Raw genomic sequence first — 12,274 nt, forward strand, 5'->3', positions numbered from 1 at the left:
GACACCACGCCACACCCCACAGTCGACGGACAGAGCAATAGCGTGCTTACATCATCTGTGGGTGAACAGCCTCGGTCCGTCGGTGATGCGACAGAGCCCTCTCGGCCCGGTTTTTCGCGTCTAGAAGGTGGATAACGAATGATCGATCGGCGTTTTCTCTTCGACGATCGCCGCTTCCCCGATCTCGTGCAGCAGGCCCGCGCCGAACTGCGCCGACGGCTCACCGACACGGGAGCCAACCGTCCGATCAGCGCTGACGAGGACGCTGTGCTGGTGTCTGCCGCCTTGCTCGTCGATCACCTCCACGACCGGCTCGGTGCGCTCTCCGGACGCCTGCGGCAGCCACTGTTGGAACTGGTTGGACTACGGCTACGAGGGCCACACGCCGCGCACACTCACATACGCCTCACCTTCGAGACACCGCTGACCGCACCGCTTGAGGTCCCGGCCGGCACGGAGGTCGGACTCGACCCCGGCACACCGCCGTTCACCACGGTCCGGGACCTGCGGATACACCCCAACCGGGTGACCCACGTGCTCGACCATCCCACCGGGCTGCTGATCGGCCTAGCCGAGCCGGGTGGCGGAACGACCGTGGAGCTAACCGGTGTGACCGGCACGACGACGAGCGATTTCTGGGACGGCCAGCAGTGGCAGACCTGCCGCCGCCGGCCCGCCTCGGGTGAGGCACTGTTGTTGGAGACGCCGCCCAGCCACGTCCGGCACCGGCTCGACGGAGTCGAGGCCGCGTGGCTTCGCCTACCCGGCGGACGAGTGTCAGGTGAAGTGCGAGCGCGCACGGCCGAGGCGGTGCTCCTCGCCGTGCATGCTCGCCGCATTGCCGAGGAGCCGCTCGGGATCAGCGACGGCACCAGCGGCCAGCGCTTCCGCCTGCGGGAACGGCCGGCCGTCGTGCCGGGCCAGCTACCGGTGGTGGAAACCTGGGACGGCGACGGCTGGCAGCCCTGGGAACCGGTCGAGTCCTTCGCGACGAGCGGGCCCGGCGACCACCACGTCCAGTACGACGTGGCGGCCGGAGAGATCGCCTTCCCCCCGGCCGTGAGCAACCCCGACGGGTCACGCCAGGCCATCGGCCCGGTGCCGCCGGCGGGTGCTCTGGTCCGTGTCCGCGGCTACTGGACGGGCGGCGGTGCTGCTGGCAACGTCCCGGCCGGGGCACTGCGCGAGCTCGGCTTGGACCTACCCGGTGTGCGCGTGGAGAACCCGGATCCTGCGACGGGCGGATGCGACGCGGAGACCGAGGCAGACCTGTGGCGGCGAGCTCCCGGCCTGCTGAAAGCCGGCGACCGGGCGGTCACCCCCGCCGATCACGAGGAACTCGCTTGGCGGGCCGACCCGTCGCTGGCCCGGGTGCGTTGCGTCGCTGACGAGCAGTCCGGCGCCGTTCAGCTGCTGCTCGTGGCCACGCCGCCACTGGCAAGGCAGGACCGGCCGTCCCTCGCAGATCTACAGCCGTCCGAGACGACGTTCGAGGCGGTTCGGAAATACCTCGACGAGCGGCGCCTGCTCGCCGCCCGGCTGTACGTGACGCCCCCGCACTACCAGGGCATCGAGGTGGCCGCCGAGATCGCCACCGTGGCCGGAGCCGACCCGCTGGACGTACGAGCACGGGCGGAGCAGGCACTGTACGCCTTCTTACACCCGATCACCGGTGGCGAGGACGGCACGGGCTGGCCCTTCGGCGAAGCGGTCCACGAATCCACGATCAAGAAGCTGCTCTTCCTGCTACCCGGCGTTCAGGACTGCGTCCACATCGCGATGTCGTCGGTCGATCCGGTGACCGGTGCACACAGTCCGACTCAGACGGTTATCCCACTCAACCCGACGGCCCTGCCCTTGTCAGTCGGTCATCGGGTTCGAATCGTCCAAGGGTGACAGAAAGCACCAGAAGGGTTGGACGGCATCCGCCCCGGCAGTGGAGCATGCCACCCGATCATGCGTTCCGTCATGTGCTTGTAGCTGAGAGCGAGAATGACGATCGCGGCCTAGGTTGAAACCGCATCACCGGCCGGAAAACCCTGGCGAGTACGCCAGATGGCCTGTTCATGACGAAGCGCACTGCTCACAGTGTTGTCCGTCAGCAATTTCCCGGAGGATCCTGCATGCCCGAACCGGCGTTTCATGCGGTCGCGCTCGTCGATATCGAGGGCTTCGGCAGTCGACCCAATCCCGTCCAGCGTCAGGTACGCGCCGACCTCTATCAGGTCGTCCGAACCGCGCTGACCGAGGCAGGTTTCGATCCCACCCGCATCGACCAAGAGGATCGCGGCGACGGCATTCTGCTGATCGATCCAGACGTGGCGGTACTCAAACTAGCTGGCCGGTTCGTCCAGGAACTGGTAAATGGGCTGCGGGAAAAGGCACGCACCAGCTCGGAGATCGCCCGGATCCGGCTGCGCGTGGCGGTCCACCACGGCATGTGTGAACACGACGGCGAGGGCTGGGTGGGCACTGCGGTGAACACTACCGCGCGGCTCGTCGACGCACCGCCGCTCAAAGCCGCCCTCGCCGCAGCGGACGGGGCGAACCTGGCACTGATCGTTTCCCGACAGGCTTTCGACGACGTCATTCGGCACGACTACCGGTCGGTCGACTCCTCGACCTTCGAGCGGGTCGCGATCGACGCCAAGGAGCTGCGGGGCGAGACCGCCTGGATCCAGGTGCCCGGCTTCACATACCCGCCAGGTGTTACGGCCCCGCCACCTCCTTCATCGACGGGCACCGACGCGCGGCCGACGTCGAAGCCGAGGGAGTCAGCCGGTCAGAGCGGGTTCGTCTTCAACGGCAGCACTGAGATCACGGTGCAAGGAGACCAGTTCGTCGGCAACAAGACCGTCAATGGGAAGGGCTTATGACGTCGACTGATCCGGGTCCCGCTCCCGCCCAGGCTGCGACCGCGCCCACTGCCCCCGCTGCGTCAGGCGCTACCGCCAGGCCTGTTGCTCCTGCTACTGCGGCACCCGGGCCGAGTGGACCTGCGCCGGCAGGTCGGGCGCCCACCGACAAAAGCGATCCGCCCACGCCCGGGCAGCCACCCGTACCGAAGCCGGTGCTGCCCGACTTCACCGCCGAAGGCCAGTTCAAGACCACAGTCGACTCGACTGACCCGGACGCCTCGCGGGTCGAGGGCCATGCCGGGCGCCAGCGGCAGCAAAGTATCGAAAACGCTCGGATCAAGGTTGCGGGCGACATGGTCGGCGGTGACAAGTTGGTGTTCGCCCTGGGCGACGCCGAGCCCGCCCCGCTACAGGCACTCGCCGCCTGGATGAGTGAGCCAGTGCGACACGCGTTCGTCGCCCCGGACGGCTGGGACAGCGTACGCAGCGCCGTCGGTGATCGGCGAGTCGTCGTGCTGCGCGCCGATCCCGGCCACGGCAAAGTCGCGGCGGCGATCAAGATGCTGCAATCGCCACCCGACCGCCGCATCTTCAACCTCGACCGCAACGTGGACCTGCGCCGCTTGGGCCACTGGCTGGAGAACGACGCGAAGAGCGACGATCCCCTCCCCCACGCCGCCGGTTTCCTCCTCTGCGAGCCGCTCGCCTGGGGTCATGTGCCTGGCTGGGTGCTGCAGCAGCTCGAAACCACGCTGGAGAAGAGCGACGCCCGGTTGGTGCTCACCGTCACCGCCGACGCGGCACTGGGAGACCCCGACCTCACCAAGTACGTCGTCACGCTTCCACCGCCCCAGAAACAGACCACCGTGCTCGCTGCGCACCTCGCCTGGTCGCTCGGCCGGTCACAAGACACGATCGAACGGCTGCTCACCGAGCCTGAATTGGCCGCATTCACCGAGCGGGTGTTCGCCGCCGACCGGTCGATGAAGGCCGCCGCCGACCTCGCCCTGATGATCGGCCAGGAGCTCGACGGCGCAACCGTCGACCTGAAACGACTTGAACGCCGCTGGGCCGAGCGCGCCACCGAGGACTTCGAGATCTGGTTCGGCGGTCTGCCCGACGTGCAGACCCGATGCCTGGCCATCGCTTTGGCGGTGCTCAACGGCCTGCCTTACGAGATGGTCGTCTACGCCGCCGGACACCTGTCCGATCGTCTCGACGGCCCGCACGACGGCTCCGAAGGCGACCACCCTCGCCCACCGTGGCGCGACCCGTTCTGGGCGACCCGTGGCGAGTTGCTGCGGCTGCTGCGCGCGCGGATCCGCACCACGACTGTGCGCGGGCCGTTCGGTTCCGCCCCGGCCGAGGTGATGGAGTACGTCGGCGAGGACTACGCCGCGGCCGTGCTGACCCGCGTATGGAGCGAGTACCGGATCCAGGTTCCGCTGATCAGGTGGCTGCTCGACCTTGCGGACAACCCGTCGGAGGACGTCCGGATCTGGACGGCCACCGCGCTGGGTGTCTTCGCCAAGCAGGCGTTCGACTTCGTGCACCGTAACGCCATCGCACCGATGGGCATCGACAACAAGTTCTGGCTGCGTGACGTGGCGGCCAACGCGCTGAGTGTGCCGGCCGGCAGCCCTCGGATGCGCCCGCTGGTCGAGTCGGTGGTGGCCGGTTGGTACGGCAACGAGAACAACCGCCTGGGCCAGGCCACCGCCGCGCGGGTGTGGGGCACGGCCCTCGGTGTCCACAACCCTGACCGCGCGCTGAACGTGCTGGAACGCCTCACCACGATCGATGACCGCCGGGTGGCCAAGGGTGTCGCCGACAGCTTGGCCGACCTGCTGCTCGCCGACGAGGCAGGCAACGCGACGCGCGTGCTGCGCCGCGTCGGTAGTTGGTTGTTCGACGACCGGCGGGCCCTCAGCGGCACTTACGTCTTCCTGGCGCTGGCTGAGAACCTCACTTCGGAGCCTGCCGGAGACGCCGGCACCTGGCCGATGCTGCTGTTCATCGCCGACCAGCGCCCCGAGCTACGCGACAAGCTGCTGGCGATGTGGCACCGGGTGATCCAGTCCGGCCTGCTGGCTGACACCACCGCTCGGGTGCTCGCCCGCTGGGCCGACCTGGCCGAGGCCGACGCCGACGTGCGCGGCGCGTTCGCGAACATGCTGGCCGCGCTGCCCGGCTCGGTCGGCCGGTTCGACGCCGTCGAACTGAACCTACGCCACCAGCTCAGCCAATGGCTGGCGCCCGACAACCTGCAGCCCAAGATGCTGACCGCGTACGCCGTCGAAGCCGAACTCGCGAAGAGGAACGGGTCCCGATGACCAACTCCGTGCCGCTCGTCCAGAGTCAGACGACCGTCCAGCGCGGGTTCCGCCCGGAACCCAACCGTGACCCCAGTGTCGCGGCGGTATATGCGACAGCCTCGGGCGAGCTCGTCTTCTACTCCGGCCGCACCCTGTCGCTCAGCCAGCGACTGTTCACCGATTGCCGGACCCGGTACGACGTGGACATGGGCGACCATCGCCGTACCGCAGAGCTGGCCAGCACGCCCCTGCGCACCCGCGACGGGCACTACTTCATCGCCACCGTGAACGTCGGTTTTCGGGTACACGACCCGTGCGAGATCGTCCGGCGCAACATCCGCGACGCCCTGCCGGTGGTCTACGGCTACCTGGGTCACGCCCTCGACGCGGTCACCATCCTGTACGACGTCGAGAACCCGAGCGCGGCAGAGAAGGCCATCCGAAGCACGTTCGCCAACCCGGTGTTGCTGCCGGACGGGATCACCATTTTCGAGGTGACGCCCCGTCTGCGGCCGGACGACGCGACCGAGCAGTACCTCAGAGCCCGACGCGACGCGCAGCGCACGCTGCTCACCGACGCCGATCAGCACCTGGTGGACCTGCAGCGGAAGCGCCATCACGTCGAACAGGAGGAGTTGGTGCAGGCCGGCCGACACACCGCGCTGGAGAAAGAGCGCAGTGCGCTCGGCGGGCGTGCACTCACCGCCGTAGACATGGCCCGCGAGCACCTCGCCCGGCATCCCGAGGACACCGAAAAAGTGACCAGCATGTTGCTGGAACACGAGCGTGCCATGTTGGCGGCGCAGGACGTGCACAGTCAGCGAACCACCGAGTTCATCAAGTTCATGATGGACAACGGTGTCGTGCAGCCCGGCCAGTTCCAGCCGTTCGTGCAGGGCGCGGCCCAGGCGTACGGCCTGCCCGGCACGGCGGGTGCGATCTCCGGGCCCGGCAGTTGGAATCAGCCGCCGGTGCTGACGACATCGACGCCGGCAGGCCCGTCCGGCCCGGCCACGCCGACCGCCCCGCCGCCGCGCGAGCAGGTCGTGCTCGAACATGACCCCGCCACCAAGGTATGGGCACCCGCCGATGGCGTCCAACCGGTCTATCTGTTGATCGATGAGTCCACCGAGGCCGCTCCCTACCTCGACGACCTCTGCGATGGGCTGCAGCGGCTTCTCGACGGCCTGCGCCAGGCGGCCGACATCGCCCCGGCGATCCGGCTCTCCGTGCTGGGGTACGCCGACCAGGTTGCGGCTCGGCTGTCGATGGCGGCCGTCGACAGCACCACATCGGTGCCGTGGCTGACCTCACGCGGGCCGGCGAGCTACGCCAACGCGTTCGAGACGCTGTACAGCCGGATGGCCCCCGACGTCGACGGTCTCAAGGCCCAGCAGATCACCGTCCGCCGGCCGCTGGTCTTTCTCCTCGCCGCGGCACCGGCGGTCGACGAGGGTATCTGGCAGACGCCGTACGCCCGGCTGACCGACCCGGCCGCACACCGATACGCCCCGCAAATCGTGGCCTGTGGCGTGGGCAAGGCGACGGCTGGGCTGATCGCCGCAATCGCCACCAAGCCCGAGTTCGGCTACGTGATGACGGCTGACGCCGACGCCCGCACCGCGATCGCCGAGTACTGGGACGCGCTGACCCGTTGCCTGGTCACGTACGGCCGAACGCTGTTGGCCGGCGCACCGGACCTTGAGTTCGAGCTGCCGCCCCAGTTCCGGGTGGCGGTCGCTTCCTGACCGTGCCGACCATCACGAATCGAAACCTGATCCCGTCCGGCCAAGTGCCGGGGAGAGTGAGTAATGACATGACGGAGAACTCCGGGAATCTGCTCCCGATTTACATGGTGGCCGACGAGTCGGCTTCCATGACGAACTACATCGGCGACCTCAACCATGGTCTGACCCAGCTGCACAACGCGCTGCTCGGCGAGCCGATGGCAGCAGCCAAGGTGCGGTTCACCATTCTCGGGTTCTCCGACGACGTGCAGCTGCGGCTGGCGATGGCCGATCTGCGGCACGAGAACGAGCTGCCGCAGCTGACGGCGCGTAGCAACACCGCGTACGGGAAGGTGTTCGAGGATCTCCGCGCCCGGATCCCGACCGATGTGGCCTCTCTCAAGGGACAGGGATACACCGTGCATCGTCCGGCCGTGTTCTTCCTCAGCGACGGCCAGCCCAACGACGGCGACGGCTGGCGCACGACGCGCAACCAGCTGGTCGACCAGAGCGTCACGAAAGCCGCCCCCAACATCATCGCGTGCGGGATCGGCGCCGTGAAACCGGAAACCATGCTGGAGGTGGCGACCAAACCGGAGTACGCCTTCGTCTCGACCGGGTCGGATCTGGGCGCGGAGATTGCCAAGTTCTGTGCGGCGCTCACCAAGAGCATCGTGAAGTCCGGCAACACGATCGGGTCGGCACAGCCACAGCTCGTGGTCGAACGGCCGCAGAACTTCAAGATGGCGATCGACGTGGTCTGACGATGACCTACTTCTTTCGACGCGTCGTCTGGCGGCTCAACAGGCTGCTCCGTAGAAATCGTGGAAGGGTACGGAAAGTGCCGAAGCATCAAATGCCCGACGAAGATCGGCGGCCTTCCGGTGCGATCCAGCCTCGCCGTCCGAGCCCGGGGCCTGGCGCAATCTACTGCGGCAAGCAGAAGATGCGTTCGGTGGAACTGCCTGCCGCGGTGCCGGAACAGCAGCCCGCACCGGGTCGAAACGAGGAACCTCAGGGCCGCGGCCTGCTCGGGCTCAACGCGCCGGCCGGGCCCGCCGCACCAGCACAGCCGAGGTCCGCATCGCAACCTCCCACGGGAGTCGCGCCGGTGTCCAGCCCGTGGCAGCGGCCGGTGGTAGGGCCGCCGGTCCCGAAATTCGCACCGAAGCCGTCAACGGCGGCTGCGTACCGTCCCGACTACATCGTCGACGGATGGAGTACCCCGCACTTCACCGTACGGGCTGCGTCGGCCCGCGGATACTCGCACCGCCACAGCGGTGAGCCGCGGCAGGACGACATGGCCGTCGCCTTGCACCAACCGAGCGGGGCGGTGTTGTTCGCGGTCGCTGACGGTGTGGGCAATGCTCCGCTGTCGCACATCGGCGCCACGTCGGTCTGTCGCGCAGCGATCGGCGCCATGACGGACGGCCTGGACTCCCCTCAAGTGGAGGTTGACTGGGAGGGATTGCTGAAGACCGCGGCGTGGCAGCTCTGCGAGCAGGCCCGGATCTCCCTCGGTTTGCCGGACATCGACCAGCTCACGGCCTACGAGCAGATGGCCACCACCCTGGTGGCCGGGCTGGTTTGTCCCCACCCGGACGGGCCGCTGGTGCAACTGGTACAGGTCGGTGATTCCAGCGCATGGATGTTGAACACCCGAACGCAGGTTTATCGGTGCCTCGTGCCCACCAAGTACCGCAGGGGCATGAGCGTCGTCAGCAACGAGGTCGTCGCTCTGCCAGCAGTGCCGCCGGTCGACGTCAAGTCCGGGCTGATCACCCCCGACGAGGTGCTGCTGGTCGGCACGGACGGCTTCGGCGACCCGCTCGGCGACGGTGAGAACGCGGTCGGCGGCCACTTCGCTGCAGCGCTTACCGAAGTGCCGCCGATGCTGAAGTTCGCCAACGATCTGGACTTCTCGTTCGACACGTGGGATGACGATCGGACCCTGTTCGCGCTCTGGCCGTACCCGGTCAAGGGCTGAGCCGCATGTCGGCGGACGACGTTCCCGAGGTGTCCCGGGAAAAACTGGGCCCGCTACGCCAGGTGGGTGACGGTGGCCAGGGAATTGTGTACTTCACGGATCGCGTCAAAATCAACAGAGTCTGGGATGCCGCGTACAAGGAGTACTTGCCGACGACGTCGTTCGACCCGTGCGCGCTGCGCCGAATGGTTGCCTTCGTACCCGAACTCGACGCGGACAGCGGCCGCTGGCTCTGCGAGAACACTGCATGGCCGGCAGCGCTCGTGGTCAACAGCCACCAGGTGAGCGGCTTCCTCATGCGCCGCATTCCGGACCGGTTTTGGATGCCCTGGGGCGACAACGGCGCCGAGGTACCCGCCGGGCTGCAGTTCCTGCTCAACCCACAGGCCTACCTGAACCGCAAGGGTATCCGCCTGAACGCGTACACCCGTCTGCAGTTACTCGAGGCGATTGCGGACGTCATCGCCCGGCTGCACAGCTTCCAGGTCGTTATTGGTGACCTGTCACCGAACAATCTCCTCATCGACATCGAGCAGCCCGGTTGTTTCCTCATCGACTGTGACGCCATGCGGCTACGCGGCCAGGACGTGCTCAACCAAGTCGAGACGCCAGAGTGGAGCCTGCCGCACAAGCATGAGCCAACCGCGACGATGGCCTCTGATTCGTACAAGTTCGGGCTGCTCGCCACCCGACTGTTCAGTCAGGACCAGATGGGGCAGAACATCTCCGTACTCGCCGGTGTATCCAGCGAACTAGGGGTGTTGGCTCGACGGAGCCTGCAGTTCAACTCGACTCAGCGCCCGTCGATGGGCGACTGGCTGAGCACTCTGCGAGCGGTACAGTCCCGTCCGGTGACGCATTCCGCGCCGTCCGTGCGTCGGGTCGTCAACGGGTCGCCCCACGTCTTGCGAAAGGCCACCGTGCCCACGGCGCCTCCTACGTACGTAAAATCCACCGTGCCGCAGCCGCGGTCGGTCGCTCCTGGACAGGCGCCGAGACACAAGGCTGCGGAGAATCCGGTGATGGAGTGGCTGGCCGGCCTTGTGCTGTTGCTGCTCACCCTCGGCTGCGTCGCGCTCCTCGTGGAACTGTTTTGAGCGGCGTCGACATGGACGGCGGACATACTATGAGGACATGACGCCCGGCCATCCCCGTGAGCCGTTCTGGACGGCACTGCGCGACGACCAACGTGCCGCGCTCATGCGGATGGGAATGCGACGGCGCTACACCCCGGACGAGGTCCTGGTCCGCGAGAACGACACCTCCGACTGCGCCTTCGTGCTGCTCGACGGCTGTGTCAAGGTCTCGGCGATCGCCCACCACGGCTACCAGGCGATCCTCGGCTTGCGTGATGCCGGTGAGCTGATCGGCGAACTGGCCGGCTCGGACGGTGGGCTGCGGTCGGCAACGGTGATCGCGCTGACCGATGTGGATGCACTACGGCTACCCACTGCCTCGTTCGGGCCGTTCGTACGCGCCGATCCTGAGGTGGCAGCGATCCTGCGTCGTACCCTCTCGGCCCGGCTACGCGAGGCGGACCGGTCGCGGGCCGCGGCCGGTGCCGAATCCGCTCAGCAGCGGCTGGCCGCGCTCCTGCTGCACCTGGGCCAACGCTACGGCAACCCCCAGCCACAGGGCGAAATTGTCATCAATCTCGCCCTGTCGCAGCACGACCTGGCCGGGCTGGCCCTCACGTCGCATCGTTCGCTGGGCCGCATCCTGACCGGCTGGCGCCGCGACAACGTGGTCCTCACCGGTCGGCGACGCGTCGTGCTGGTGCGCCCGGCAGAGCTGGCCCGGCTCGCCAACGGCGCCTAGATGTTCTGATACGACACCTGGCCGTGACCGTACCCCGGCCCGACCTGGTTCCACAGGTCAGCGAACCGCTGCTTGGCCTTCGTTGCCGCAACCGACTCCTTGTCACCTCGCTTGCGGTCCGGGCCGTTGCGTACCGACTTTCGACAACCCTGCTTGCTCAGTTTCAATCCCCAACTGCGGTACGCATCGTCGGCAGCCTTCGAATGCTTGAAAGCGGAAATGAGCTGCGCCTTCATCGTCGCGCCGTCGGTCAGCTCGGTGACCTGCAATCCCTTAGCGGCAGTGAGCGAGCGCTGCCGGGCCGATGAGGCCGCGCCGAGGTCGGCCACCGATCGCTTCATTTTCTTGCAGGCCGCCAGGTTGGCGACGGCACCTTTCACCTTTGTCCGGACCGGCGCGGACGAGGCCAGCAGACCGGCGATTTCGTCGGCCTGGTGGCGGGCCTCTGCATCATTCGAAAAGACGGCCTCGGCGGCCCGCCGCGCCACGGATTCGATCTCAGGGGCATGCGTGACGACGTATCCGAGGAGCAGCGAGAGCACCACGAGCTTGACGAGCCTACGACGCTGCACCCGAGTCCTGCGCGGGCTCGTGGAAACCGGCACGACGTGTGGCCTCGACGTCCGAGCCGGTGGCGATGGCACGCTCGCTCGAGTCGGTGTCGGAGGCACAGTCACTCTGAGGGGCGCCGAGGGTACGGTCACCGTGGTAGGCGGCTCGGCCGGTGTCGGGCGGGCGGCTCGCAGGCACTCCTCCCAGTCGCCGAATTCCGGGCGGTCGCTGGCGTCCTGGGCCAGCGACCGCTGGGCCAGCGAGAGCACACCCGTCCCAGCCCGGCGCAGCGCCTCGAGATCGGTGGTGCTTTGGTCGCCGGCGAACAGCCGTGCGCACAGGAGGGCGAACTTGTAGGTGTCGCTGTCCTTGGAACCGAGGGCGCCGACGCCTGCCGGTACCTCCCAGTCCGTGGTCTCCACCTGCGGCAGGGCCGTGCGGCCGTGCAACTGCATCGCGTCGCAGTCGATGAAGTGGCAGAGGGGCTCGCCGGTGAGGCTGTAGAGCAGGTTGTTCGGGGACAGGTCACCGACCGTCAACCCGAGGCGGTGGAACAGGCGCAGCGTCCCGGCGATGTCGGCGAGCAGATTCAGCCGGAATCTGTCATCGATCCGGCCTGCGATACGAGTCAGATAGGCCGGTGAGTTGAGCAGCAGCTGAATCTGGCCGAGATGCTCTTTGTGACCCTCGGCCAACTTGATCTTGGTATGAAACCGTTGCGGGACCAGCGCCATCGTGAACCCACAGACGCGGTCACCTTCGGTGACGAGGTCACGCGGCCAGGCCGCAACCATCGACAGCCTGCGTCGGTCCTGGGCAGACAGGCCGGATGGCAAATCGACCAACTCGGTGAGCACGTCCGCGTCCAGGTCGGCGAGGACATCCTCCGAGTACGCCTTGTAGACCAGCGACGGCGACCGGGTATGTGGCAGCGCGAAGACGGCGCCCTGCCCACCGGAGCCGAGCTCGTCACCCAACGGACCAAGGCTCACCAGTGTTACCCGGCCCATTCGTGAC

9 protein-coding genes are annotated in these 12,274 nt (G+C 67.5%); 8 read left to right on the forward strand and 1 reads right to left on the reverse strand.

What is annotated here, in order from left to right; translation table 11 throughout:
• Positions 1–138: 138 nt before the first annotated feature.
• The 8 genes from AB0M35_RS15105 to AB0M35_RS15140 all read left to right on the forward strand — a co-directional run bounded on the left by AB0M35_RS15105 (position 139) and on the right by AB0M35_RS15140 (position 10,705).
• Positions 139–1,896: a putative baseplate assembly protein gene (locus AB0M35_RS15105; protein ID WP_363745572.1), complete on the forward strand. Its 1,758-nt coding sequence runs from the start codon at positions 139–141 to the stop codon at positions 1,894–1,896.
• Between the two features lie 227 nt (positions 1,897–2,123).
• On the forward strand, positions 2,124–2,876 hold the full coding sequence (locus tag AB0M35_RS15110; protein ID WP_363745574.1) for a hypothetical protein: 753 nt from the start codon (positions 2,124–2,126) through the stop codon (positions 2,874–2,876).
• Between the two features lie 194 nt (positions 2,877–3,070).
• On the forward strand, positions 3,071–5,191 hold the full coding sequence (locus tag AB0M35_RS15115) for a hypothetical protein (RefSeq protein WP_363745576.1): 2,121 nt from the start codon (positions 3,071–3,073) through the stop codon (positions 5,189–5,191).
• Positions 5,188–6,921, forward strand: a complete 1,734-nt coding sequence (locus tag AB0M35_RS15120) for a hypothetical protein (protein ID WP_363745578.1) — start codon at positions 5,188–5,190, stop codon at positions 6,919–6,921. Before AB0M35_RS15115 ends, AB0M35_RS15120 begins: the two co-directional genes overlap by 4 nt.
• A 2-nt stretch (positions 6,922–6,923) precedes the next feature.
• Positions 6,924–7,664: a hypothetical protein gene (locus tag AB0M35_RS15125; protein WP_363745579.1), complete on the forward strand. Its 741-nt coding sequence runs from the start codon at positions 6,924–6,926 to the stop codon at positions 7,662–7,664.
• Positions 7,665–7,846: 182 nt separating this feature from the next.
• Positions 7,847–8,887 carry a protein phosphatase 2C domain-containing protein gene (locus tag AB0M35_RS15130; protein WP_363745715.1) on the forward strand — a complete coding sequence of 347 codons (1,041 nt, stop codon included), beginning with the start codon at positions 7,847–7,849 and terminating at the stop codon, positions 8,885–8,887.
• Positions 8,888–8,892: 5 nt separating this feature from the next.
• Positions 8,893–9,984: a hypothetical protein gene (locus tag AB0M35_RS15135; RefSeq protein WP_363745580.1), complete on the forward strand. Its 1,092-nt coding sequence runs from the start codon at positions 8,893–8,895 to the stop codon at positions 9,982–9,984.
• 37 nt (positions 9,985–10,021) lie between these two features.
• Entirely contained in the window at positions 10,022–10,705 is a 684-nt protein-coding gene (locus tag AB0M35_RS15140; protein WP_363745582.1) for a Crp/Fnr family transcriptional regulator, read from the forward strand.
• On the opposite strand, the gene AB0M35_RS15145 is transcribed toward AB0M35_RS15140, so the two are convergent.
• Positions 10,702–12,234, reverse strand: a complete 1,533-nt coding sequence (locus AB0M35_RS15145; RefSeq protein WP_363745584.1) for a hypothetical protein — start codon at positions 12,232–12,234, stop codon at positions 10,702–10,704. The genes AB0M35_RS15140 and AB0M35_RS15145 overlap by 4 nt on opposite strands.
• Positions 12,235–12,274: the final 40 nt, after the last annotated feature.

It is taken from the genome of Micromonospora sp. NPDC051196, from assembly GCF_040682415.1.
In the GTDB taxonomy this organism is placed as follows: Bacteria; Actinomycetota; Actinomycetes; order Mycobacteriales; family Micromonosporaceae; genus Micromonospora.